This is a genomic window from Citrobacter sp. EC_71 (assembly GCF_019584005.1).
Classification (GTDB): Bacteria; Pseudomonadota; Gammaproteobacteria; order Enterobacterales; family Enterobacteriaceae; genus Citrobacter; species Citrobacter werkmanii.
In genome coordinates, this window is record NZ_VDAY01000002.1 from 160,752 (window position 1) to 185,658 (window position 24,907).

General features: G+C 53.9%; 27 protein-coding genes. 23 read left to right on the top strand and 4 right to left on the bottom strand.

What is annotated here, in order from left to right; genetic code table 11:
- Positions 1-36 precede the first annotated feature (36 nt).
- Entirely contained in the window at positions 37-1,335 is a 1,299-nt protein-coding gene (eno, locus tag FHD02_RS02595) for a phosphopyruvate hydratase (RefSeq protein WP_200009316.1), read from the top strand.
- A 55-nt stretch (positions 1,336-1,390) separates the two neighbouring features.
- On the opposite strand, the gene FHD02_RS02600 is transcribed toward eno, so the two are convergent.
- Positions 1,391-2,215 carry a MurR/RpiR family transcriptional regulator gene (locus FHD02_RS02600; RefSeq protein WP_042310698.1) on the bottom strand — a complete coding sequence of 275 codons (825 nt, stop codon included), beginning with the start codon at positions 2,213-2,215 and terminating at the stop codon, positions 1,391-1,393.
- A 165-nt stretch (positions 2,216-2,380) separates the two neighbouring features.
- Here FHD02_RS02600 and FHD02_RS02605 point away from each other — a divergent pair, with 165 nt between their 5' ends.
- The 3 genes from FHD02_RS02605 (at position 2,381) to queE (ending at position 5,369) form a co-directional block, all read left to right on the top strand.
- Positions 2,381-3,937: a maltose/glucose-specific PTS transporter subunit IIC gene (locus FHD02_RS02605; RefSeq protein WP_042311155.1), complete on the top strand. Its 1,557-nt coding sequence runs from the start codon at positions 2,381-2,383 to the stop codon at positions 3,935-3,937.
- Entirely contained in the window at positions 3,937-4,626 is a 690-nt protein-coding gene (locus tag FHD02_RS02610) for an N-acetylmannosamine-6-phosphate 2-epimerase (RefSeq protein ID WP_061382359.1), read from the top strand. The genes FHD02_RS02605 and FHD02_RS02610 overlap by 1 nt, the downstream gene beginning before the upstream one ends.
- A 71-nt stretch (positions 4,627-4,697) precedes the next feature.
- Complete coding sequence (gene queE, locus FHD02_RS02615; RefSeq protein WP_038633185.1) at positions 4,698-5,369, top strand: 7-carboxy-7-deazaguanine synthase QueE; 672 nt, start codon at positions 4,698-4,700, stop codon at positions 5,367-5,369.
- Between the two features lie 44 nt (positions 5,370-5,413).
- On the opposite strand, the gene queD is transcribed toward queE, so the two are convergent.
- Positions 5,414-5,779, bottom strand: a complete 366-nt coding sequence (queD, locus tag FHD02_RS02620) for a 6-carboxytetrahydropterin synthase QueD (protein WP_220393542.1) — start codon at positions 5,777-5,779, stop codon at positions 5,414-5,416.
- Between the two features lie 305 nt (positions 5,780-6,084).
- Between queD and cysJ the strand changes: the two genes are divergently transcribed.
- The 3 genes from cysJ to cysH all read left to right on the top strand — a co-directional run bounded on the left by cysJ (position 6,085) and on the right by cysH (position 10,407).
- A complete protein-coding gene (gene cysJ, locus FHD02_RS02625; RefSeq protein ID WP_137361246.1) occupies positions 6,085-7,884 on the top strand; it encodes an NADPH-dependent assimilatory sulfite reductase flavoprotein subunit in 1,800 nt (599 codons plus the stop codon).
- Positions 7,884-9,596, top strand: a complete 1,713-nt coding sequence (gene cysI, locus FHD02_RS02630; RefSeq protein WP_042310692.1) for an assimilatory sulfite reductase (NADPH) hemoprotein subunit — start codon at positions 7,884-7,886, stop codon at positions 9,594-9,596. Before cysJ ends, cysI begins: the two co-directional genes overlap by 1 nt.
- A gap of 76 nt (positions 9,597-9,672) precedes the next feature.
- The gene (gene cysH / locus FHD02_RS02635; protein WP_220393543.1) at positions 9,673-10,407 is read left to right on the top strand and encodes a phosphoadenosine phosphosulfate reductase; all 735 of its coding nucleotides are present in this window, start codon (positions 9,673-9,675) and stop codon (positions 10,405-10,407) included.
- Between the two features lie 50 nt (positions 10,408-10,457).
- Here the strand turns inward: cysH and FHD02_RS02640 are convergent, their stop codons facing one another.
- Positions 10,458-11,495: an aminopeptidase gene (locus FHD02_RS02640; protein WP_137361244.1), complete on the bottom strand. Its 1,038-nt coding sequence runs from the start codon at positions 11,493-11,495 to the stop codon at positions 10,458-10,460.
- Positions 11,496-11,749: 254 nt separating this feature from the next.
- Between FHD02_RS02640 and cysD the strand changes: the two genes are divergently transcribed.
- The 12 genes from cysD (at position 11,750) to rpoS (ending at position 21,516) form a co-directional block, all read left to right on the top strand.
- Positions 11,750-12,658 carry a sulfate adenylyltransferase subunit CysD gene (gene cysD, locus FHD02_RS02645; RefSeq protein ID WP_003034152.1) on the top strand — a complete coding sequence of 303 codons (909 nt, stop codon included), beginning with the start codon at positions 11,750-11,752 and terminating at the stop codon, positions 12,656-12,658.
- A gap of 9 nt (positions 12,659-12,667) precedes the next feature.
- Entirely contained in the window at positions 12,668-14,095 is a 1,428-nt protein-coding gene (cysN, locus tag FHD02_RS02650) for a sulfate adenylyltransferase subunit CysN (protein WP_042310687.1), read from the top strand.
- On the top strand, positions 14,095-14,700 hold the full coding sequence (cysC, locus tag FHD02_RS02655; protein WP_220393544.1) for an adenylyl-sulfate kinase: 606 nt from the start codon (positions 14,095-14,097) through the stop codon (positions 14,698-14,700). The genes cysN and cysC overlap by 1 nt, the downstream gene beginning before the upstream one ends.
- Positions 14,701-14,747: 47 nt before the next feature.
- On the top strand, positions 14,748-15,071 hold the full coding sequence (locus FHD02_RS02660) for a DUF3561 family protein (RefSeq protein ID WP_137361243.1): 324 nt from the start codon (positions 14,748-14,750) through the stop codon (positions 15,069-15,071).
- Between the two features lie 215 nt (positions 15,072-15,286).
- Positions 15,287-15,598: a cell division protein FtsB gene (gene ftsB, locus FHD02_RS02665; protein ID WP_003034163.1), complete on the top strand. Its 312-nt coding sequence runs from the start codon at positions 15,287-15,289 to the stop codon at positions 15,596-15,598.
- A gap of 18 nt (positions 15,599-15,616) precedes the next feature.
- Complete coding sequence (gene ispD / locus FHD02_RS02670) at positions 15,617-16,327, top strand: 2-C-methyl-D-erythritol 4-phosphate cytidylyltransferase (RefSeq protein ID WP_061382355.1); 711 nt, start codon at positions 15,617-15,619, stop codon at positions 16,325-16,327.
- Positions 16,327-16,806: a 2-C-methyl-D-erythritol 2,4-cyclodiphosphate synthase gene (gene ispF, locus FHD02_RS02675; protein ID WP_042310680.1), complete on the top strand. Its 480-nt coding sequence runs from the start codon at positions 16,327-16,329 to the stop codon at positions 16,804-16,806. Before ispD ends, ispF begins: the two co-directional genes overlap by 1 nt.
- On the top strand, positions 16,803-17,852 hold the full coding sequence (gene truD / locus FHD02_RS02680; protein WP_042310679.1) for a tRNA pseudouridine(13) synthase TruD: 1,050 nt from the start codon (positions 16,803-16,805) through the stop codon (positions 17,850-17,852). The genes ispF and truD overlap by 4 nt, the downstream gene beginning before the upstream one ends.
- Positions 17,833-18,594, top strand: coding sequence for a 5'/3'-nucleotidase SurE (surE, locus tag FHD02_RS02685; protein WP_061382353.1), 762 nt, complete (start codon positions 17,833-17,835; stop codon positions 18,592-18,594). The genes truD and surE overlap by 20 nt, the downstream gene beginning before the upstream one ends.
- Positions 18,588-19,214, top strand: a complete 627-nt coding sequence (locus FHD02_RS02690; RefSeq protein WP_042310675.1) for a protein-L-isoaspartate O-methyltransferase — start codon at positions 18,588-18,590, stop codon at positions 19,212-19,214. Before surE ends, FHD02_RS02690 begins: the two co-directional genes overlap by 7 nt.
- 164 nt (positions 19,215-19,378) lie before the next feature.
- The gene (gene nlpD, locus FHD02_RS02695) at positions 19,379-20,461 is read left to right on the top strand and encodes a murein hydrolase activator NlpD (protein WP_249935535.1); all 1,083 of its coding nucleotides are present in this window, start codon (positions 19,379-19,381) and stop codon (positions 20,459-20,461) included.
- A gap of 62 nt (positions 20,462-20,523) precedes the next feature.
- Positions 20,524-21,516: an RNA polymerase sigma factor RpoS gene (rpoS, locus tag FHD02_RS02700; protein ID WP_000081498.1), complete on the top strand. Its 993-nt coding sequence runs from the start codon at positions 20,524-20,526 to the stop codon at positions 21,514-21,516.
- Between the two features lie 74 nt (positions 21,517-21,590).
- On the opposite strand, the gene FHD02_RS02705 is transcribed toward rpoS, so the two are convergent.
- Positions 21,591-21,995 (bottom strand): MarR family winged helix-turn-helix transcriptional regulator, encoded by a 405-nt coding sequence (locus FHD02_RS02705; protein ID WP_137361239.1) that lies wholly within the window; start codon positions 21,993-21,995, stop codon positions 21,591-21,593.
- Between the two features lie 159 nt (positions 21,996-22,154).
- On the opposite strand from FHD02_RS02705, the gene FHD02_RS02710 reads away from it, so the two are divergent.
- From FHD02_RS02710 to FHD02_RS02725, 4 genes are all read left to right on the top strand, one after another.
- Positions 22,155-22,748, top strand: a complete 594-nt coding sequence (locus tag FHD02_RS02710) for a non-oxidative hydroxyarylic acid decarboxylases subunit B (protein ID WP_137361238.1) — start codon at positions 22,155-22,157, stop codon at positions 22,746-22,748.
- The gene (locus FHD02_RS02715) at positions 22,748-24,175 is read left to right on the top strand and encodes a non-oxidative hydroxyarylic acid decarboxylases subunit C (protein ID WP_038633134.1); all 1,428 of its coding nucleotides are present in this window, start codon (positions 22,748-22,750) and stop codon (positions 24,173-24,175) included. Before FHD02_RS02710 ends, FHD02_RS02715 begins: the two co-directional genes overlap by 1 nt.
- Positions 24,176-24,185: 10 nt before the next feature.
- On the top strand, positions 24,186-24,422 hold the full coding sequence (locus tag FHD02_RS02720) for a non-oxidative hydroxyarylic acid decarboxylases subunit D (protein WP_038633131.1): 237 nt from the start codon (positions 24,186-24,188) through the stop codon (positions 24,420-24,422).
- 281 nt (positions 24,423-24,703) lie between these two features.
- A complete protein-coding gene (locus FHD02_RS02725; protein ID WP_137361237.1) occupies positions 24,704-24,856 on the top strand; it encodes a Hok/Gef family protein in 153 nt (50 codons plus the stop codon).
- The last annotated feature ends 51 nt before the right edge of the window (positions 24,857-24,907 follow it).

Sequence of the window (24,907 nt, forward strand, 5' to 3'; positions counted from 1 at the left end):
TGGAGTTTTAGTTTAACTTGTACTGAGGAAAACCTAATGTCCAAAATCGTTAAAATCATCGGTCGTGAAATCATCGACTCCCGTGGTAACCCGACTGTTGAAGCCGAAGTACACCTGGAAGGTGGTTTCGTTGGTATGGCAGCAGCTCCGTCAGGTGCTTCTACTGGTTCCCGCGAAGCACTGGAACTGCGCGATGGCGACAAATCCCGTTTCATGGGTAAAGGCGTACTGAAAGCTGTTGCAGCTGTTAACGGCCCAATTGCTCAGGCTCTGCTGGGTAAAGATGCTAAAGATCAGGCTGGCATCGACAAGATCATGATCGATCTGGACGGTACTGAAAACAAATCCAACTTCGGTGCAAACGCCATCCTGGCTGTGTCCCTGGCGAACGCCAAAGCAGCAGCTGCTGCTAAAGGCCTGCCGCTGTATGCGCACATCGCTGAACTGAACGGTACTCCGGGCAAATACTCCATGCCGGTTCCGATGATGAACATCATCAACGGTGGTGAGCACGCTGACAACAACGTCGACATCCAGGAGTTCATGATTCAGCCGGTTGGCGCTAAGACTCTGAAAGAAGCCGTACGTATGGGTTCTGAAGTGTTCCACAACCTGGCCAAAGTTCTGAAAGCTAAAGGTATGAACACTGCAGTTGGTGACGAAGGCGGCTACGCGCCGAACCTGGGTTCCAACGCTGAAGCTCTGGCTGTAATCGCTGAAGCGGTTAAAGCAGCTGGCTACGAGCTGGGCACCGACATCACTCTGGCGATGGACTGTGCAGCTTCTGAATTCTACAAAGACGGTAAATACGTTCTGGCTGGCGAAGGCAACAAAGCATTCACCTCCGAAGAATTCACTCACTTCCTGGAAGAACTGACCAAACAGTACCCGATCGTGTCCATCGAAGATGGTCTGGACGAGTCTGACTGGGACGGTTTCGCATACCAGACTAAAGTTCTGGGCGACAAAATCCAGCTGGTTGGTGACGATCTGTTCGTAACCAACACCAAGATCCTGAAAGAAGGCATCGAAAAAGGCATCGTTAACTCCATCCTGATCAAATTCAACCAGATCGGTTCTCTGACCGAAACTCTGGCTGCGATCAAAATGGCGAAAGACGCTGGCTACACCGCTGTTATCTCTCACCGTTCTGGCGAAACTGAAGACGCTACCATCGCTGACCTGGCTGTTGGTACCGCTGCAGGCCAGATCAAAACTGGTTCTATGAGCCGTTCTGACCGCGTTGCTAAGTACAACCAGCTGATTCGTATCGAAGAAGCGCTGGGTGCACAGGCTCCGTACAACGGTCGTAAAGAGATCAAAGGTCAGGCGTAATCCTGTTCTTTAACTCTTAACGTAAAAACCCGCTGCGGCGGGTTTTTTTACGTCTTTAAAGCAGTAGCGGTAGGGTCGCACTCGCCGTTTGCTGGCTCACATCGCTGTACTTTTCATCCAGCGCAATCAGCGACGTGGTGAGCAGTTCCACTAACAGCATGACACCCACCTTGGCGTTTAGCGCACCAGCACTCAATGGACCTTCCGGTTTGGCTGCGACCAGTTGAATATCACTCAGCGAAGCCAGCGGACTACGCGGTGTATTACTCAGCGCCAGTACGCGTACGCCTTGCTTACGCGCCAGTTTAACCACATGCAGCAGATCGCGCGTGGAGCCCGAACTGGATATCGCCACTACCAGCGTATCTTTGCTTAGCGTTGTAGCGTTCATAGCAGCACGGTGCATGTCGCTGAACAATTGCGCGGGTTTGCCGAGGCGCAGGAGTTTGTAATGTAAATATTCCCCCAGAATAGCGCTGGCCGCTACGCCATAAATTTGTACCGACTGAGCCTGATGCAGCGCCAGAGCGGCTGCTTCCAGTAATGTTCTGTCGAGTAATTTTGCCGTGTCTTGCAGCGCTTGCACGGATTCATTGACGACATTGTCAATCTCATCACCGCTGTGCTCTACCGGCTCTCCTTGCCGGAGGTCGAGTGCCAGCGCCATCTTAAATTCGTTATAGCCCTTACACCCCAGCGTACGGCACAGACGCGTGACGCTCGCCTCGCTGGTGTCGCTTTCACGCGCCAGTTCGGTAATCGTCAGATAGACCACTCTTGCCGGATCGCTAAGCACAAACTCTCCCAGCTTTTGTTGAGTTCGACTATATCCATCAACGCCCTGGCGCAATCTCAGCAGCAGGTTTTCATTTTCTGACATGCAAAATCCTTAATGCGTTTCTCTGCCGATAGTGTGGCGGAAAGCAGGGGAGAGATGCCAGTCATTTTAAAAAAGTATGATCGGCGTCCTGGTTTTTGATGGTAATTTTCATTTTTAAAATTAATTATGGTAAAAATTTTCATCAATGATCGGGGAGATGAAAAAATGATGCAAATATTTAGCGGCGCTTCGTCAGGCGCATGGTTTGAAAAAGCGCAGCGGTTCGGCAAATCGTTCATGCTGCCGATTGCGGTATTGCCCGCAGCGGGGTTGTTGCTGGGGATTGGTGGGGCTTTGTCGAATCCCAATACGCTGACGGCCTACCCATTCTTGAATGTCGACTGGCTGCAGGCAATCTTCACGATCATGACCAGCGCGGGTTCTATCGTGTTTGCCAACCTGTCGGTGCTTTTTGCGGTTGGTGTCGCCGTGGGGCTGGCGAAAACGGATAAAGGCACGGCGGGCCTTGCGGCCTTGCTGGCATTTCTGGTGATGAATGCCACCATCAACGCTTTGTTAACGCTCAACGGAACGCTGGCGCACGAGAATCCAGGTGCTGTGGGCCAGGGGATGACGCTGGGCATTCAGACGCTGGAAACGGGCGTGTTTGGTGGGGTAGTGATTGGTCTGGTCACTTGCGCGCTGCATAGTCGTTTCAATAAAGTCTCACTCCCTCAGTTTCTTGGTTTTTTCAGTGGTTCGCGTTTTGTACCGATTATCAGCTCGCTTGCCGCGATTGTGGTGGGGGCGATCATGACGGTGGTGTGGCCGCATTTCCAGAAGCTCATTTTTGGACTGGGCGGTCTGGTGGATGCGACGGGCTATCTGGGGACGCTGCTGTACGGCTTCATCCTGCGTATGCTTGGTCCACTGGGTTTACACCATATTTTTTATTTGCCGTTCTGGACGACGGCGCTGGGCGGGAGCGAAATCGTCAACGGTCAACTGGTCGAAGGCACCCAGCGTATTTTCTTTGCCCAACTTGCCGATCCGAATACGCAGCAGTTTTATGCCGGTACCTCGCGCTTTATGTCCGGGCGCTTTATCACCATGATGTTTGGCCTGCTTGGCGCATGCCTGGCGATGTACCACACGGCAAAACCGGAGAACAGAAAGCTTGTCGCCGGACTGTTGCTGTCGGCTGCTCTGACCTCTTTCCTGACGGGCATCACTGAGCCTATTGAGTTCTCCTTCCTGTTTGTGGCTCCGGTGTTATATGTCATTCACGCCTTCTTCGATGGGCTGGCGTTTATGATGGCGCATATTTTACATATCACTATTGGGCAAACCTTTTCGGGTGGACTGATCGATTTCCTCCTCTTCGGCGTGCTACAGGGAGAAGCGAAAACTAACTGGATGTACGTCCCCTTGGTTGGGGTTCCGTGGTTCTTTCTTTACTACTTCACCTTCCGTTATTTGATTAACCGCTTTAACTGGCTGACGCCGGGGCGTGAGAACGCTGCCCAGGTGGAGTCCGGTCTGCCTCAGAGCGAACGCGCAGCGGCAATCATCGCCGGGCTGGGAGGCAAAGAGAATCTGGAAGAGGTGGACTGTTGCGCCACACGCTTACGCGTGACGGTGAAAGAGAGCAGCAAGGTAGATGAAGCGGGGCTGAAAGCGACCGGAGCGCGCGGCGTAATTATTCGCGGCAACGGTGTTCAGGTGATTTATGGCCCGCATGTCACCATTATTAAAAATGAAGTCGAAGAGATCTTATCGTGATGAAAACTGTACTGGATTCCCTGAAAGGTAAGTTAATTGTCTCCTGCCAGGCGCTGGAAAATGAGCCGCTGCACAGCCCGTTTATTATGTCTCGTATGGCGCTGGCGGCAGCGCAGGGCGGGGCGATAGGTATTCGTGCGAACAGCGTGGTAGATATTCGCGCGATCAAAGAGAGCGTCTCCCTGCCGGTAATAGGGATTATCAAGCGCGATTATCCGGGCAGCGAGGTGTTTATTACGGCCACCCTGCAGGAAGTGGATGAGCTGATGACCGTTGAGCCGGAAATTATTGCTCTGGATGCGACAGCGCGACCGCGCCCCGGTGGGCAAACGCTGGAAGAACTGGTCACGCAAATCCGCGCCCGCTACCCGTCCGTACTGCTGATGGCGGATATCGCCACCGTTGATGAGGCGGTAACAGCTGAGCGGCTGGGGTTTGACTGCGTGGGCACCACGCTCTATGGCTATACCGCGGACACTGCCGGGCATGTGCTGGCGGAAAACGACTGCGGTTTTTTACGTGAGGTGTTGGCGGCGGTCACCATACCAGTCGTGGCGGAAGGTAACGTCGATACCCCGGAACGCGCCGCACGTTGTCTGGCATTAGGCGCGCATACCGTGGTGGTTGGAGGCGCTATCACGCGTCCGCAGCAGATAACGGCACGCTTTGTCGCGGCGATCGCCTCGTAAAGCATCGATGGGGCATGATACTTTGGCGGGGATCTGCGATAATTAGCGTTTATCCCCATATTGAGAACGCTATGCAGTACCCGATTAACGAGATGTTCCAGACCCTGCAAGGTGAGGGTTACTTTACCGGCGTCCCCGCCATTTTTATTCGTTTACAGGGATGCCCGGTTGGCTGTGCCTGGTGCGATACCAAACACACCTGGGATAAGCTTGAGGATCGGGAAGTCTCCCTGTACAGCATCCTGGCCAAGACTAAAGAGAGCGATAAGTGGGGCGCGGCGAGCAGTGAAGATCTGCTGGCTGTTATTCAGCGTCAGAGCTATACCGCCCGTCATGTGGTGATCACCGGCGGTGAGCCCTGCATTCATGACCTGATGCCGCTGACTGACCTGCTGGAAAAGAACGGCTTTAGCTGCCAGATTGAAACCAGCGGTACCCACGAGGTACGCTGTACGCCGAATACCTGGGTGACCGTATCGCCAAAGGTAAATATGCGCGGCGGTTATGATGTGCTGTCACAGGCGCTGGAACGCGCGAATGAAATCAAACATCCGGTCGGCCGCGTTCGCGATATTGAAGCGCTGGATGAACTGCTGGCAACGTTGAGCGATGACAAGCCACGGATCATTGCCTTACAGCCAATCAGCCAGAAAGAAGATGCGACGCGTCTGTGCATTGATACCTGTATCGCGCGTAACTGGCGTCTGTCGATGCAGACCCATAAATACCTGAATATTGCCTGATAAATTCTGCCGGGTGGGCTACGCATCGCCATCCGGCAAAGTCACTACCACTCGCCGCGATACACGCAACCCGCCGTGCAGGTCTCTTTCACCATTACCGCGCTCAGCAGAGGGACAACAGGTTTAACCTGATCCCAAATCCATTTTGCCAGCACTTCGCTGGTTGGGTTTTCTAAGCCTGAAATATCGTTCAGATAGTAGTGATCGAGTCTGTCGTAAGTCGGCTTAAACGCCGCCTTTAACTCTGCGAAATCCATAATCCAACCGGTATGCGGATCGACTTCACCGGTAATTTCAAGACGCACCATAAATGAGTGACCATGCAGGCGACCACACTTATGCCCTTCCGGTACATGCGGCAGGCGGTGAGCGGCTTCGAAGGTGAAATCTTTAAACAAGGTGGTGGACATTTTTTACTCTCAAGAATGCGAAAAACCGCCGTAGGGTACCGTAAAGAGCAAATTTTATCATTAGTTAAAAGGGCGCAGAGTATCAGAACAATCCATTCATAAAGATAATGCTTAATAAATTTTTATATATCATAGGCTTATTAAATCGATTTTGCTGTTAATAACTATAACTAAAACAGGTTAGTTCATTTGGTTATTTGTTATTTCTATCCCTTCTTTAATTGTTACTATGCCCGCCGTTAACCTTATCTTCAGTTTGGGTTTTATTGCTGAAATCCGCTTTGCTTACTGGAACATGACAACGCATGACGACACAGGCCCCACCTTCCGCTCTGCTACCGCTAAACCCGGAGCAACTGGCGCGCCTTCAGGCGGCCACTACCGATTTCACTCCCGCACAGTTGGCGTGGGTTTCTGGTTACTTTTGGGGCGTGCTGAATCAGCAGCCAGCCAGCAATGCGACAGCCCCTGCGCCTGCCGCAGAAATGCCAGGGATTACGCTTATCTCTGCCTCGCAAACCGGTAATGCGCGCCGTGTGGCGGAAGCCCTGCGCGATGATCTGATTGCCGCGAAGCTCAATGCCACTCTGATCAATGCCGGCGACTACAAATTCAAACAAATCGCCAATGAAAAGTTGCTGGTTGTGGTGGCATCGACTCAGGGAGAAGGCGAACCAGCGGAAGAAGCCGTCGCGCTGCATAAGTTCCTGTTCTCGAAAAAAGCGCCGAAGCTTACCGATACCGCCTTTGCGGTGCTGGGTCTTGGCGATACCTCTTACGAATTTTTCTGCCAGGCCGGGAAAGACTTCGACAGCAAGCTGGCCGAGCTGGGCGGTGAGCGCCTGCTCGACCGCGTCGACGCCGACGTGGAATACCAGGCTGCCGCCTCTGAATGGCGCGCGCGTCTGGTCGATGTGCTGAAAGCGCGTGCGCCTGCTGCCCCGTCTGTACAAGTTGCAGCGAGCGGTGCGGTAAATGAAGTACATACCAGCCCCTACACCAAAGAAGCGCCTCTGACTGCGTCCTTGTCGGTGAACCAGAAAATTACCGGTCGTAACTCGGAAAAAGACGTCCGCCATATCGAAATCGACCTTGGCGATTCCGGTCTGCGTTATCAGCCGGGCGACGCGCTGGGCGTGTGGTATCAGAACGATCCGGCTCTGGTGAAAGAGCTGGTTGAACTGCTGTGGCTGAAAGGGGATGAACCGGTCACGGTCGAAGGAAAAATCCTGCCGCTGGCCGAAGCGCTGGAGTGGCATTTCGAGCTGACGGTCAACACCGCGAATATCGTGGAAAACTACGCCACGCTGACGCGCAGTGAATCGCTACTGTCGCTGGTGGGCGATAAAGCCCAGCTGCAGCAGTATGCGGCTACCACGCCAATCGTCGATATGGTGCGTTTCTCCCCGGCACAGCTTGATGCCGACGCGTTAATCGGCCTGCTGCGTCCACTGACGCCGCGTCTCTATTCTATCGCCTCCGCGCAGGCGGAAGTTGAAAGCGAAGTCCACGTGACCGTCGGCGTTGTGCGTTACGAGATTGAAGGCCGCGCCCGCGCTGGCGGAGCTTCCAGCTTCCTCGCCGACCGCGTGGAAGAGGAAGGGGAAGTGCGTGTGTTCATCGAGCACAACGACAACTTCCGCCTGCCGGCTAACCCGCAGACCCCGGTGATTATGATTGGTCCGGGTACCGGTATCGCGCCGTTCCGCGCCTTTATGCAGCAGCGCGCCGCCGACGGTGCGGAAGGCAAGAACTGGCTGTTCTTCGGTAACCCGCATTTCACCGAAGACTTCCTGTACCAGGTCGAGTGGCAGCGCTACGTAAAAGAAGGCGTGCTGAGCCGGATAGATCTGGCCTGGTCCCGCGATCAAAAAGAAAAAATCTACGTACAAGACAAACTGCGCGAACAGGGCGCAGAGCTGTGGCGCTGGATCAATGACGGTGCCCACATTTATGTCTGCGGCGACGCTAATCGCATGGCGAAAGACGTTGAGCAGGCGTTGCTGGAAGTGATTGCTGAATTCGGTGCAATGGACATCGAAGCGGCGGATGAATTTTTAAGTGAGCTGCGCGTCGAGCGCCGTTATCAGCGAGATGTCTACTAATGAGCGAAAAACACCCAGGGCCTTTAGTGGTCGAAGGCAAACTGACTGACGCCGAGCGCATGAAGCGTGAAAGTAATTTCCTGCGCGGCACCATCGCGGAAGACCTGAATGACGGCCTGACCGGCGGCTTCCACGGCGATAACTTCCTGCTGATCCGTTTCCACGGCATGTACCAGCAGGATGACCGTGACATTCGTGCTGAGCGCGCCGAGCAGAAGCTGGAGCCGCGTCACGCGATGCTGCTGCGCTGCCGTCTGCCGGGCGGAGTGATTACCACTACCCAGTGGAAGGCGATCGATAAATTCGCCGCTGACAACACAATTTACGGCAGCATCCGTCTGACTAACCGTCAGACCTTCCAGTTCCACGGTATTCTGAAGAAGAACGTCAAACCGGTGCATCAGATGCTGCATTCGGTGGGGCTGGATGCGCTGGCGACTGCCAACGACATGAACCGTAACGTGCTGTGTACCTCAAACCCGTATGAGTCGCAGCTGCACGCGGAAGCCTATGAGTGGGCGAAAAAGATCTCTGAACATCTGCTGCCGCGCACCCGCGCCTATGCGGAGATTTGGCTCGATCAGGAGAAGGTCGCGACCACCGACGAAGAACCGATCCTTGGCGCAACCTATCTGCCGCGTAAATTTAAAACCACGGTGGTGATCCCGCCGCAGAACGATATCGATCTGCACGCCAACGACATGAACTTCGTGGCGATTGCCGAAAACGGCAAGCTGGTGGGCTTTAACCTGCTGGTTGGCGGCGGTCTGTCTATTGAGCACGGTAATAAGAAAACCTACGCTCGTACGGCCAGCGAGTTTGGCTTCCTGCCGCTGGAGCATACCCTGGCGGTAGCTGAGGCGGTGGTGACGACCCAGCGTGACTGGGGTAACCGTACCGATCGTAAAAACGCGAAAACCAAATATACGCTTGAGCGCGTCGGTGTCGACACGTTCAAAGAAGAAGTTGAGCGTCGCGCGGGGATCAAATTTGAGCCGATCCGCCCGTATGAGTTTACCGGTCGCGGCGATCGCATTGGTTGGGTGAAAGGGATCGACAACAACTGGCACCTGACGCTGTTTATCGAAAACGGTCGTATCCTGGATTACCCGGGACGTCCGCTGAAAACGGGTTTACTGGAGATCGCGAAGATCCACAAAGGCGATTTCCGCATCACCGCCAACCAGAATCTGATCATCGCTAGCGTGCCGGAAAGTCAGAAAGCGAAGATCGAGAAGCTGGCGCGCGACCACGGGTTGATGAATGCGGTGAAACCGCAACGTGAAAACTCGATGGCCTGCGTCTCGTTCCCGACCTGCCCGCTGGCGATGGCCGAAGCCGAGCGTTTCCTGCCGTCGTTCACGGACAAAGTCGAAGCGATTCTGGAAAAACACGGTATCCCGGACGAGCATATTGTGATGCGCGTGACCGGCTGCCCGAACGGCTGTGGCCGCGCGATGCTCGCGGAGTTGGGGCTGGTGGGCAAAGCGCCGGGTCGCTACAACGTGCATCTGGGCGGCAACCGCATGGGGACGCGTATTCCGCGTATGTATCGCGAAAACATTACGGAATCAGAAATTCTCGATTCCGTTGACGAACTGGTTGGGCGCTGGGCGAAAGAGCGCGAAGCGGGTGAAGGCTTCGGCGACTTTACGGTGCGTGCGGGCATCATTCGCCCGGTGCTCGATCCAGCGCGTGATTTCTGGGAATAAGTTCCCTTTGCCTGGTGACGCGACGGTTTTGTAGGCCTGATAAGCGTAGCGCCATCAGGCATAAGATGAGGTAATTATGTCCGTACTCGATCTACACGCATTGAACGATCTGCCGAAAGTTGAACGCGTTATGGCTCTGGCTGAAACTAACAGCCAACTGGAAAAGCTGGACGCCGAAGGCCGCGTGGCGTGGGCACTGGAGAATTTGCCGGGAGAATATGTGCTTTCTTCCAGCTTTGGTATTCAGGCCGCAGTAAGTCTGCATCTGGTCAATCAGATCCGCCCGGATATCCCGGTAATTCTGACCGATACTGGCTATCTGTTCCCGGAAACCTACCAGTTTATCGATGAGTTAACGGACAAGCTCAAGCTGAATCTCAAGGTTTACCGCGCCAAAGAGAGCGCAGCCTGGCAGGAAGCACGCTATGGCAAACTGTGGGAGCAGGGCGTTGAAGGCATTGAGAAATACAATGACATCAACAAGGTCGAGCCGATGAACCGGGCGTTAAAAGAGCTTAACGCGCAGACCTGGTTTGCGGGCCTGCGTCGCGAGCAGTCAGGCAGTCGCGCGCATTTGCCGGTGCTGGCTATCCAGCGCGGCGTGTTTAAAGTGCTGCCGATCATCGACTGGGATAACCGTACTGTTTACCAGTATCTGCAAAAACACGGTCTGAAATACCATCCGCTGTGGGATCAGGGCTATCTGTCGGTTGGCGATACGCACACCACCCGCAAATGGGAGCCGGGTATGGCGGAAGAGGAGACACGCTTCTTTGGCCTGAAGCGTGAGTGTGGGTTGCACGAAGGGTAATATCAGCCTCGGTAAGCTTTATGCATTACCGAGGCTCTTTTTCTTCAGGATTACCCCGCTTTTGCCAGTTCTTTTACCAGCGGCAGCATAATGCGTACCACGTCGCGGCTGCGGTGCTCAATCCGGCCCGGTAACGCTTTATCGATATGCTGTTGGTTGTCCAGCCGTACATCGTGCCAACTGTTGCCGTCGGGGAACGAGGGGCTTTTGGCGCGTTGTTGATAGCCATCTTTCTTGCCCAGGCTCCAGTTGGTCGCTTCAACGGACAGGACGGCAATTCCCGCGTTATCGAACACCTCTGCGTCGTTACAGCAGCCTGTACCTTTCGGATAGTCTTTGTTCAGTCCGGGGTTGGTGCTGGCGACAATACCGCGGCTGCGCGCGATGGCCAGCGCCCGGTCGCGCGTCAGTTTTCGTACGGCTTCCGGGGTTCTTTTCCCGCTGTTGAAATAGAGCTTATCGCCAACGATCAGATTATCGAGGTTGATAACCAGCAGCGTGTTTTTCTTCTCGGCGGCGCTCATTCGTTTCAGGATGTTCTCTGCGCCCAGTTTGCCTTCTTCTTCGCCGCTGGTGGCGATAAAGCGAATGCCGTACTGCGTCGGCACATTTTTGAGCCGTTCAGCCAGCTCCAGCATCACGCCTACCCCTGCGGCGTTGTCGTCGATACCCTGCAGGGTTAATCCACCCAGATTGGCATCGGAATCGGCGTCACTTTGCGCAGCGTAGGTGTCGAGGTGCGCCATGATAATAATCTGCTGTGGCACCTTGCCTTCATGGGCTGCAATGACGGTGCTGCCCGTTACGTTATGCCAGTTTTTACGATTATCTTTGGCGGTATAAATATAGCGGCTGTTAAACGTCCGAATATCGCTGCTATAGCCCATCTGCTGAAATTGCTGACGTATATAATCAGCAGATAACATTTCTGCCGGAGATCCCGTCACGCGGCCAGGGAAAAACGTTGCGATATATCGCGCCTGGGTATTTGCGATATCTCCGGGCTTCGAAGATGTTGCCTGTGCGGGAAGGATGAAGCACGCGCCGAGCGCCAGGGCGGTAGTCAGGTGGCGCAATGCGGAAAACATAGTGAGTCCTTAAATACCAAGCAGAAATTTTTAGCCGCTAGTATGAAACCGTGATCGCGGTAAAACAATTTCATTTGCTCCTAAATGCCCGAAATCCGGTGGCTTAAGCACTTTTTGATATTTGCTTTTCCAGATCGTTATTCCTTTGAGGAACTACTCATTCCAATTCGTAATTTCATTCGCCTCCTTGCCCTCCCTATAGTCAGGTTATCTGAGCATCGTTAGCAAAATAACGGCATTACATAGGAACGGTTATGGATCAAAAACGACTTACCCACCTGCGGCAACTGGAAGCGGAAAGCATCCATATCATTCGTGAGGTGGCCGCCGAGTTTTCTAATCCGGTGATGATGTACTCCATCGGTAAAGATTCCAGCGTAATGCTGCATCTGGCGCGCAAAGCGTTTTATCCTGGTACGCTGCCGTTCCCCTTGCTGCACGTTGATACCGGTTGGAAATTTAGCGAGATGTATGAGTTTCGTGACCGCACGGCGAAAGCCTACGGCTGCGAACTGCTGGTACATAAAAACCCGGAAGGGGTGGCGATGGGCATCAATCCGTTTGTTCACGGCAGCGCCAAGCATACCGATATTATGAAAACCGAAGGGCTGAAGCAGGCGCTGAACAAATACGGTTTTGACGCCGCGTTCGGCGGCGCACGCCGTGATGAGGAGAAATCGCGCGCCAAAGAGCGAATTTACTCCTTCCGCGATCGCTTCCATCGCTGGGACCCGAAAAATCAGCGTCCGGAACTGTGGCACAACTACAACGGACAAATTAACAAAGGCGAAAGCATTCGCGTATTCCCGCTCTCTAACTGGACCGAACAGGATATCTGGCAGTACATCTGGTTGGAAAATATCGACATCGTACCGCTGTACCTGGCGGCTGAGCGTCCGGTGCTGGAGCGCGATGGTATGCTGATGATGATTGATGACGACAGAATCGATCTGCAACCCGGCGAAGTGATTAAAAAGCGCATGGTGCGTTTCCGCACGCTTGGCTGCTGGCCGCTGACCGGCGCGGTGGAGTCTAACGCGCAGACGCTGCCGGAAATTATTGAAGAGATGCTGGTCTCAACCACCAGTGAACGTCAGGGCCGCGTGATTGACCGCGACCAGGCGGGCTCCATGGAGCTGAAGAAACGTCAGGGGTATTTCTAAGGAGCCGCCATGAATACGACACTTGCACAACAAATTGCTAATGAAGGCGGCGTTGAAGCCTGGATGGTTGCCCAGCAACACAAAAGCCTGCTGCGTTTTTTAACCTGCGGTAGCGTGGATGACGGGAAAAGTACCCTGATTGGTCGCCTGCTGCACGATACCCGGCAGATCTATGAAGATCAGCTCTCATCGCTGCATAACGACAGTAAACGCCACGGCACCCAGGGCGAAAAGCTCGATCTGGCGCTATTGGTTGACGGCTTGCAGGCCGAGCGTGAGCAGGGCATCACCATCGACGTGGCTTATCGTTATTTCTCCACCGAGAAGCGCAAATTTATTATTGCGGATACCCCTGGACACGAACAGTACACCCGCAATATGGCGACCGGTGCGTCGACCTGCGACCTGGCGATCCTGTTGATCGATGCGCGTAAAGGCGTGCTGGATCAGACCCGTCGTCACAGCTTTATCTCCACGCTGCTTGGGATCAAGCACCTGGTGGTAGCAATCAACAAAATGGATCTGGTGAGCTTTAGCGAAGAGACATTTAACCGCATCCGCGAAGACTATCTCACGTTTGCTGAACAACTGCCGGGCAACCTGGATATCCGCTTTGTGCCGCTCTCCGCGCTGGAAGGCGATAACGTGGCTTCACAAAGCGTCAGCATGCCATGGTACAGCGGTCCGACGCTGCTCGAAGTGCTGGAAACCGTTGAGATCCAGCGCATTGTCGATACCCAGCCGATGCGTTTCCCGGTGCAGTATGTGAACCGACCAAATCTGGATTTTCGTGGTTATGCCGGAACGCTGGCCTCCGGTAGCGTGCAGGTAGGGCAACGCGTCAAGGTGTTACCGTCCGGCGTTGAGTCGAGCGTGGCGCGGATCGTTACCTTTGATGGTGATTTACAGCAAGCGCATGCAGGTGAAGCGATCACCCTGGTGCTGAAAGATGAGATTGATATCAGCCGGGGCGATTTGCTGCTGGATGCTGGTGAAGCGTTGCCAGCGGTACAAAGCGCTGCCGTTGATGTGGTGTGGATGGCGGAACAGCCGCTGTCGCCGGGGCAGAGCTACGACATCAAAGTTGCCGGCAAGAAGACCCGTGCACGCGTGGATACCGTGCAGTATCAGGTCGATATTAATAACCTGACCCAGCGTGAGGTCGACGCGTTACCGCTGAACGGCATTGGTCTGGTTAATCTGACGTTTGATGAACCGCTGGTGTTGGATACCTATCAGCAGAACCCGGTTACGGGTGGGTTGATTATCATTGACCGCCTGACTAACGTCACCGTTGGCGCGGGGCTGGTGCGCGAGCCTATCATTCAGGAACAGGCCGCCGCTTCTCAGTTCAGCGCGTTTGAACTGGAGCTGAATGCGTTGGTGCGTCGCCACTTCCCACACTGGGGTGCGCGCGATCTGCTGGGAGGCAAATAATGGCGCTGCATGACGAAAACGTCGTCTGGCATGCCCATCCTGTTACACCGCAACAGCGGGAGCAACGCCACGGTCACCGTGGTGTTGTGCTGTGGTTTACCGGGCTGTCTGGCTCCGGTAAATCTACCGTAGCGGGAGCGCTGGAAGAAGCGCTGCACAAGCTGGGCGTCAGCACTTATCTGCTGGATGGCGATAACGTGCGTCACGGCCTGTGTAGCGATTTGGGGTTTAGCGATGCTGACCGTAAGGAGAATATCCGGCGCGTTGGCGAAGTGGCGAACCTGATGGTGGATGCCGGTCTGGTGGTGTTGACCGCGTTTATCTCTCCCCATCGCGCCGAGCGAAAAATGGTCCGCGAACGCCTTGGCGCAGGGCGTTTTATTGAGGTTTTTGTCGATACGCCATTAGCAACGTGCGAAGCGCGCGATCCAAAAGGGCTGTATAAAAAAGCCTGGTCGGGGGAGTTGCGCAATTTCACCGGAATTGATTCGGTATACGAAGCGCCTGAATCGCCAGAGATTCATCTGGATGGTGAACAATTGGTAACAAATTTGGTTCCCCAATTATTAGACCTGCTGAGGCAGGAAGATATTATCAGATCCTGAGACACCCGAGCTTGCATGCCCGGTCAGTCACGGTCACAGGATTAGATATGCGTAACAGCCATAACATTACTATCACAGAGTCAGAGACCTTCGCCGCCGACGACGAAACCACCTGGTCACTCCCGGGGGCCGTGGTCGGTTTTGCCGCGTGGCTGTTGGCGCTGGGGTTCCCATGTCTGATGTATGGCCCTAACACACTGTTTTTCTTCCTTTATACCTGGCCTTTCTTCCTCGCGTTGCTGCCCGTGGCGATTGTGGCGGGTATTGCCCTGCACTCGCTATTAAAGGGAAAGCTGCTGCTGAGCATTACCAGCACCCTGCTGGTGGTGGGGGGAATGTTTAGCGCGCTATTCTTTTGGCTTTTGGGCTAGGCTAACGTCCTTTTTAAACGCTCGCCGATGTCGTTCACTGTCTGGTCATAATTCAAACCGTAACCAACAATGAGATTATGTTCTCCTTACACAGGGTATACGTAACAACGGGCAAATGTGGTACATTTGCCCGCGTTGTCGCGGCATTCCCGTCCGTTGATGTAAAGTCGTCTACGGAAGTTATGGGATGTTAATGCCGTTTTTCAGGGGGCAGGATGGGTAAACTTACGCTGCTGTTGCTGGCTTTATTAGTCTGGCTACAGTATTCGCTGTGGTTCGGTAAGAACGGCATACATGACTATAGTCGCGTCAACGATGATGTTGCTGCGCAGCAGGCTACAAACGCGAAACTTAAAGCGCGTAACGATCAGCTCTTTGCAGAAATTGACGATCTCAATGGCGGACAAGAGGCTATTGAGGAGCGCGCGCGCAACGAACTCAGCATGACTAAGCCGGGCGAAACTTTTTATCGTCTGGTGCCTGACGCGTCTAAACGCGCCCAGACTGCAGGGCAAAATAATCGATAAACCGTCCAGGGATCTAACATGGCAGCCACTTTATTGGACGTTTGCGCCGTGGTGCCGGCTGCCGGATTTGGCCGCCGAATGCAAACAGAGTGTCCTAAGCAGTACCTCTCAATTGGCAATAAAACCATTCTTGAACACTCGGTTGATGCGCTACTGGCCCATCCCCGGGTGACGCGAGTCGTCATCGCTATCAGCCCAGGCGACAGCCGCTTTGCCCAACTTCCACTTGCCGCGCATCCGCAAATTACCGTAGTGGATGGTGGCAATGAACGTGCCGATTCTGTCCTTGCCGGTTTGCAAGCCGCAGGAGATGCCCGTTGGGTACTGGTGCATGACGCCGCGCGGCCGTGTCTGCATCAGGATGATTTAGCGCGTTTGCTGGCAATCAGTGAAACCAGCCGCACTGGCGGGATCCTGGCCGCACCCGTACGCGATACGATGAAACGCGCTGAGCCGGGCCGCACAGACATTGCCCATACGGTCGATCGTACCGACTTATGGCATGCGTTAACGCCGCAGTTTTTCCCTCGCGAACTGTTGCATGACTGCCTGACCCGTGCGCTTAACGAAGGCGCAACCATTACGGACGAAGCCTCGGCGCTGGAATATTGCGGCTTTCATCCGCAACTGGTCGAAGGACGCGCTGACAACATCAAAGTCACCCGCCCGGAAGACCTGGCGCTGGCGGAATTTTATCTGTCCCGAACAATTCATCAGGAGAATGCATAATGCGAATCGGACACGGTTTTGACGTACACGCTTTTGGCGGCGTTGGCCCAATTATCATTGGTGGCGTGCGCATCCCGTATGAAAAAGGACTGCTGGCGCATTCTGATGGTGATGTGGCGTTACATGCGCTAACCGATGCTTTGCTGGGCGCGGCGGCGCTGGGTGACATCGGTAAACTCTTCCCGGATACCGACCCGTCCTTTAAAGGTGCAGATAGCCGCGAATTATTGCGTGAAGCCTGGCGGCGTATTCAGGCTAAAGGCTATACGCTTGGTAATGTGGATGTGACGATTATTGCTCAGGCACCGAAGATGCTGCCGCACATTCCGCAAATGCGTGTATTTATTGCCGAAGATCTCGGCTGCCATATGGATGATGTTAACGTGAAAGCGACCACCACGGAAAAACTCGGTTTCACCGGGCGTGGGGAAGGGATTGCCTGTGAAGCGGTGGCGTTACTCATTAAGGCAACGAAATGACTGCGTTTGAAAATCTGACATATCTTCATGGTAAACCACTGGGCCATGGTGTCCTGAAAGCGAATCCGGAAGACTTTGTCGTCGTCGAAGATTTAGGTTTCGAACCGGATGGCGAAGGCGAGCACATTTTGGTGCGTATCCTGAAAAACGGCTGTAATACCCGTTTTGTCGCCGACGCGCTGGCGAAGTTCCTGAAAATTCACGCCCGTGAAGTGAGCTTTGCCGGGCAAAAAGATAAGCATGCGGTCACGGAACAGTGGCTATGCGCGCGCGTGCCGGGCAATGTAATGCCTGATTTAAGCAAATTTGAGCTCGAAGGCTGTAAAGTGCTGGAGTACGCGCGCCACAAGCGTAAGCTGCGTTTAGGGGCGCTGAAAGGCAACGAATTTACGCTGGTGCTGCGTGAAGTGAGCGAGCGAAATGACGTTGAAGCGCGTTTACAGGCGATTAGCGAGCGCGGCGTACCGAACTATTTTGGCGCTCAACGTTTTGGGATCGGCGGTAGCAATCTGCAAGGGGCACTGCGCTGGGCGCAAAGCGATGCGCCGGTGCGCGATCGCAATAAACGCAGTTTTTGGTTGTCGGCGGCCCGTAGCGCGTTGTTTAATCAGATCGTCAGTGAACGCTTGAAAAAAACAGACTTTAATCAAGTTGTTGACGGCGATGCGCTACAATTGTCGGGACGCGGAAGCTGGTTTGTCGCCACGCAGGAAGAACAGACTGAATTACAGCGTCGCGTCGATGATAAAGAATTGATGATTACAGCGGCATTACCGGGTAGCGGTGAGTGGGGAACTCAGCGCGACGCGCTGGCGTTTGAAGAAGGCGCTGTTGCGGATGAAACCGTGCTGCAGTCCCTGTTATTGCGCGAGAAAGTCGAGGCATCGCGACGCGCTATGTTGCTGTATCCACAACAATTAAGCTGGAACTGGTGGGATGACGTAACCGTTGAGTTACGCTTCTGGCTACCGGCAGGTAGCTTCGCCACCAGTGTAGTAAGGGAACTTATTAACACAATGGGTGATTATGCGTATATTGCTGAGTAACGATGATGGGGTCCATGCACCCGGTATACAAACGCTGGCGAAAGCGCTGCGTGAGTTTGCTGATGTACAGGTGGTTGCCCCGGATCGTAACCGCAGTGGCGCGTCTAACTCGCTGACGCTGGAATCTTCACTTCGCACGTTTACCTATGATAACGGCGATATCGCCGTACAAATGGGTACGCCCACCGACTGCGTCTATCTGGGCGTGAACGCATTAATGCGTCCGCGTCCGGACATTGTCGTTTCTGGTATTAACGCAGGTCCTAATCTCGGGGATGATGTCATCTATTCCGGTACCGTTGCGGCGGCAATGGAAGGTCGTCACCTTGGGTTCCCTGCGCTGGCTGTCTCGCTTGATGGCCATAAGCACTACGATACTGCCGCGGCAGTAACCTGTCGTATATTACGGGCGCTGAGTCGTGAACCGCTGCGCACCGGGCGTATTTTGAATATCAACGTTCCGGATATACCGCTGGATCAGATTAAAGGTATTCGCGTCACCCGCTGCGGCAGTCGCCATCCGGCGGATCAGGTTATCCCACAGCAGGATCCACGCGGGAATACGTTGTACTGGATTGGGCCGCCGGGGGAAAAATGCGACGCCGGGCCAGATACAGATTTTGCCGCCGTCGATGAAGGCTATGTTTCCATCACGCCGCTGCATGTCGATTTAACCGCCTACGGTGCGCATGAGGTGGTTTCGAGTTGGTTGGACAGCGTGGGAGTCGACACGCAATGGTAAGCAGACGCGTACATACTCTTCTTGAACAATTACGTGCCCAGGGCATCAGAGATGAGCAAGTCCTCGATGCTCTCGCTGCCGTGCCGCGTGAGAAATTCATTGATGAGGCGTTTGAACATAAGGCCTGGGACAATATTGCCTTGCCGATTGGTCAGGGGCAGACGATTTCGCAGCCTTATATGGTTGCACGTATGACTGAGCTGCTTGAGTTAACGCCGCAATCGCGGGTGCTGGAAATTGGCACGGGCTCAGGCTACCAGACGGCGATTCTGGCGCATCTGGTGCATCATGTATGCTCCGTTGAGCGCATTAAAGGCCTGCAATGGCAGGCGCGTCGTCGCCTGAAACAGCTTGATTTACATAATGTTTCTACCCGTCACGGTGATGGATGGCTGGGCTGGCAAGCGCGGGCCCCGTTTGACGCTATCATTGTAACGGCAGCGCCGCCTGAGATCCCAACTGCGCTGATGATGCAGTTGGATGAAGGCGGCATTCTCGTCTTACCCGTGGGCGATGAGCACCAGTTCCTGAAGCGGGTGCGTCGTCGGGGAGGCGAATTTATTATTGATACCGTGGAGGCCGTACGTTTTGTTCCCTTAGTTAAAGGGGAGCTTGCGTAGAAACTGGCTCTGAATACCTGGAGTTTTCCTGGATATTCTGGAATTAGTCAGCGTATCGTGTCGATGCTTTTACACGGTGATTACGTTACGGGTTTTAACCAAATTTTCCTGGGGGATAAATGAGCGCGGGAAGCCACAAATTTACCATTCGCCGTATTGCGGCATTGTCACTGGTTTCATTATGGCTGGCAGGTTGTTCAAACACCTCGAATCCACCAGCGCCGGTCAGCTCGGTTGACGGCGGTGCATCCACGAACACCAGTTCCGGCATGCTGATTACGCCTCCGCCAAAAATGGGCTCGACGTCGACAGTACAACAGACGCCACAGATCCAACCGGTGCAGACTCCGACTATGCAACCAACGCAAATTCAACCTGTTGCAGAACAGCCTGTACAGATGGAAAACGGTCGTATCGTGTACAATCGTAAGTATGGGAATATTCCGAAAGGTAGCTACACGGGCGGCAGCACCTATACTGTCAAGAAAGGCGACACGCTTTTCTATATTGCCTGGATTACCGGGAACGATTTCCGTGACCTCGCACAGCGCAATAACGTTCCGGCCCCGTATAGCCTGAATGTCGGCCAAACTCTGCAAGTGGGCAACGCCTCGGGTACACCGATTACCGGTGGGAATGCCATCACCCAGGCGGATGCAGCACAGCAAGGAGTTGTGACCAACCCTGCACAAAATTCCACCGTTGCTGTTGCTTCGAAACCAACAATTACGTATTCTGAGGATTCAGGTGAACAAAGTGCTAACAAAATGTTGCCGAACAACAAGCCTGCTGGGACCGTGGTCACAGCGCCAGTAACGGCTCCAGCAGTTAGCACAACCGAATCAACTGCAAGCTCAACGTCGACCAGCGCGCCAATCTCTACCTGGCGCTGGCCAACTGACGGCAAAGTGATCGAAAACTTTGCGGCTACCGAAGGTGGCAATAAAGGGATCGACATTGCAGGCAGCAAAGGACAGGCTATTGTCGCGACCGCAGATGGACGCGTCGTCTATGCCGGTAACGCGCTGCGTGGTTACGGTAACCTTATTATCATCAAACATAACGATGATTACCTGAGCGCCTACGCCCATAACGATACAATGCTGGTCCGGGAACAACAAGAAATCAAGGCGGGGCAGAAAATAGCTACCATGGGTAGTACCGGAACCAGTTCAACACGCTTGCATTTTGAAATTCGTTACAAGGGGAAATCCGTAAACCCGCTGCGTTACTTGCCGCAGCGATAATTCGGCGGAACCAGGCTTTCACTTGCTAGTTCCGTTAGGGATCACGGGTAGGAGCCACCTTTATGAGTCAGAATACGCTGAAAGTTCATGATTTAAATGAAGATGCGGAATTTGATGAGAACGGAGTAGAGGCTTTTGATGAGAAAGCCTTGAGTGAAGAGGAACCCAGTGATAACGACCTGGCTGAAGAAGAGCTGTTATCGCAGGGGGCCACACAGCGTGTGTTGGACGCGACTCAGCTTTACCTTGGTGAGATTGGTTATTCACCACTGTTAACAGCCGAAGAAGAAGTTTATTTTGCGCGTCGCGCACTGCGTGGAGATGTCGCCTCTCGCCGCCGCATGATTGAAAGTAACCTGCGTCTGGTGGTGAAAATTGCCCGCCGTTATGGCAATCGTGGTCTGGCATTGCTGGATCTGATTGAAGAGGGCAATCTGGGACTTATCCGTGCAGTCGAGAAGTTTGACCCGGAACGCGGGTTCCGCTTTTCAACATACGCAACGTGGTGGATACGTCAGACGATCGAACGGGCGATTATGAACCAAACCCGTACGATCCGACTGCCGATTCACATTGTAAAAGAGCTGAACGTCTATCTGCGTACCGCGCGTGAGTTGTCGCATAAACTGGACCACGAACCGAGCGCAGAAGAGATTGCTGAACAACTGGATAAACCGGTTGATGACGTCAGCCGTATGCTCCGACTCAATGAGCGCATTACCTCGGTAGACACCCCGCTGGGTGGCGATTCCGAAAAAGCGTTGCTGGACATCCTGGCCGATGAAAAAGAAAACGGTCCGGAAGACACCACGCAAGACGATGATATGAAACAGAGTATCGTCAAATGGTTGTTCGAACTGAACGCCAAACAGCGTGAAGTGCTGGCACGTCGTTTCGGTCTGCTGGGGTATGAAGCTGCAACACTGGAAGATGTGGGTCGCGAAATTGGTCTCACGCGTGAACGTGTTCGTCAGATTCAGGTTGAAGGCCTGCGTCGTCTGCGTGAAATTCTGCAGACTCAGGGGCTGAATATCGAAGCGCTGTTCCGCGAGTAAGCACAAGTTCTATCAAGAAAGGCCGGTCTCATCGAGACTGGCCTTTTTCTTTGTGTAGAATATTGCCCGGCGGGTCATTCCATCATTTTGCGCACCAGACGAGTGAACTGTTCGCGTTCTTCCTCGCTAAGTCTGCCCAGAAACTCATCATCCACGCGATCTCCCAGCGGGGTTGCGCTGACCAATAATGCTTCTCCTTGCGCAGTCAAATAAACAAACCGTCGACGCTTATCCGCCGGGTCGTGTTCTCGTCTGACCAGTCCACGCTTTTCCATCCGGCTCAGCATTTCTGCAAGCGTTGCTTTGGTACAGACCGCTGCCTCGGTCAGGGCGACCTGTTCAATACCGGGCTGTTCGGCAATAGCACGCATTACCGCATACTGAGGCTTGGTCAGATCCGGTAACTCATGTTGCCAGCGAGCCGTATGCTGCTGAAAAAGCTGACGTAAAAGGTGAAACGCTTTATTTCGTAACGGCATGAGAGCTCCGGGATTGCTGTCAGTCTCTATCATAACGGGTTACGCCTCCTTTTTTAACCAGTGCTGTTTTAGCGATCCGTGCGCGGTGGCCTTGCCCGGAATACGTTGTGGGAGTATTTTAATCAAAATGTTCGTACACGAACAAAATTGAGAGATTCAATGAGACTGATTGTAGGAATGACGGGGGCCACCGGCGCCCCGCTCGGGGTGGCGCTGCTGCAGGTGCTGCGGGAAATGCCGGAGGTGGAAACCCATCTGGTGCTGTCGAAATGGGCCAAAATGACCATTGAGCTGGAAACGCCGTACAGCGTTCGCGATGTATCCGCACTGGCAGACTATTGCCACAACCCGGCGGACCAGGCCGCGACCATCTCCTCCGGATCGTTTCGTACTGACGGTATGATCATTATCCCCTGCAGTATGAAAACGCTGGCTGGTATTCGTGCAGGCTACGCGGAAGGGCTGGTGGGGCGTGCCGCTGATGTAGTGCTGAAAGAAGGGCGCAAACTGGTGCTGGTTCCGCGTGAAATGCCGCTCAGCACTATTCATCTGGAAAACATGCTCGCGCTTTCTCGCATGGGCGTGACGATGGTCCCGCCCATGCCCGCGTTTTACAACCATCCGCAAACCGTTGATGACATCACGCAGCACATTGTCGCACGCGTGCTCGATCAGTTTGGGCTTGAACATCCTAACGCCCGTCGCTGGCAGGGATTAAGACAGGCGCAGAATTTTGCACAGGAGAATGAATAATGGCATTTGATGATTTGCGTAGCTTTTTGCAAGCGCTGGACGACCAGGGACAATTGCTGAAAATCAGTGAAGAAGTTAACGCTGAGCCGGATCTGGCCGCGGCGGCCAACGCAACCGGACGTATTGGCGACGGCGCGCCTGCGCTGTGGTTTGACAACATTCGAGGTTTTACCGATGCCCGCGTAGCGATGAACACCATCGGTTCATGGCAGAATCACGCCATCTCTTTAGGTCTGCCGCCAAATACCCCGGTGAAAAAACAGATTGATGAGTTTATCCGTCGCTGGGATAAATTTCCGGTTGCCCCGGAACGCCGTGCGAACCCTGCATGGGCTGAAAATACCGTCGACGGCGAAGACATTAATCTTTTCGACATTCTGCCGCTGTTTCGCCTGAACGATGGCGACGGCGGTTTCTACCTGGATAAAGCCTGCGTGGTGTCGCGCGATCCGCTGGATCGGGACAACTTCGGCAAGCAGAACGTCGGCATCTACCGCATGGAAGTGAAGGGCAAACGTAAGCTCGGTCTGCAACCGGTGCCAATGCATGATATCGCGCTGCACCTGCATAAAGCGGAAGAGCGCGGTGAAGATTTGCCGATTGCCATCACGCTGGGTAATGATCCTATCATCACTTTGATGGGCGCCACGCCGCTGAAATACGATCAGTCTGAATACGAGATGGCGGGAGCGCTGCGTGAAAGCCCGTACCCGATCGCTACCGCGCCGCTCACCGGTTTTGACGTACCGTGGGGCTCTGAAGTGATCCTCGAAGGGGTCATTGAAAGCCGTAAACGCGAAATCGAAGGTCCGTTTGGCGAGTTTACCGGCCACTATTCCGGTGGACGCAATATGACCGTGGTGCGTATCGATAAAGTCTCTTATCGCAGCAAACCGATTTTTGAATCACTCTATCTCGGTATGCCGTGGACCGAAATCGACTACCTGATGGGCCCGGCGACCTGCGTACCGCTTTATCAACAATTGAAAGCCGAATTCCCGGAAGTGCAGGCGGTGAACGCCATGTACACCCACGGACTGCTGGCGATTATTTCCACCAAAAAACGCTACGGCGGCTTTGCCCGCGCGGTCGGGCTGCGTGCTATGACCACGCCGCACGGCCTGGGTTACGTGAAGATGGTGATTATGGTTGATGAAGACGTTGACCCGTTCAACCTGCCGCAGGTGATGTGGGCGCTCTCCTCGAAGGTCAATCCGGCGGGCGATCTGGTGCAACTGCCGAATATGTCGGTGCTGGAACTTGATCCCGGTTCCAGTCCGGCGGGGATTACCGATAAGCTCATCATCGATGCCACGACACCGGTTGCACCGGATAACCGAGGTCATTACAGCCAACCGGTATGTGATTTACCGGAAACAAAAGCCTGGGCTGAAAAGCTGACCGCCATGCTGGCCAACCGTAAATAAGGAGTAGCAGATGATTTGTCCACGTTGTGCCGATGAACATATTGAAGTGATGGCGAACTCGCCGGTAAAAGGTGTCTGGACCGTATATCAGTGCCAGCATTGTCTGTACACCTGGCGTAATACCGAGCCGCTACGCCGTACCAGCCGCGAGCATTATCCGCAAGCGTTTCGCATGACGCAGAAAGATATCGACGATGCGCCAATGGTGCCGAGTATTCCGCCGCTATTGGCGGAAGATAAGCGTTAATCAACATAGCTGGGTTACCCGGCCGACAACGCACCAATATTAAGCCTCGGCATATCCGGGGCTTGTTATTTTGCGAGCAGGCTCGTAGCAAATGGCTTAATTTGTTCGAGGAGATGACACCTGGAATAGAATAGCGGCGGGTGCTTGAGGCTTTCTGAGCTTTGAGCATTTGCAAGGTCCCGGAAAGACAAAAGCCCCAGGAGATAGTTCTATCAACCTGAGGCTAGCGTACAAACCTGAACAATTTGGATGTTAGTCTCTTCTTTGCAGGGAGGCAAGACATGCTGACAAAATATGCCCTTTTGGCAATTGTAGTACTGTGTTTCACGGTGCTGGGATTTACGTTAATGGTACGAGATTCGCTGTGCGAGTTAAGTATCAAAGAGCGTAATATGGAGTTTAAAGCTGTTCTCGCTTACGAACCGAAGAAGTAGCAACAACGCGGGGGAAACCCCGCGTCTTGATGGTCTGGTTTCGGCCTCTCG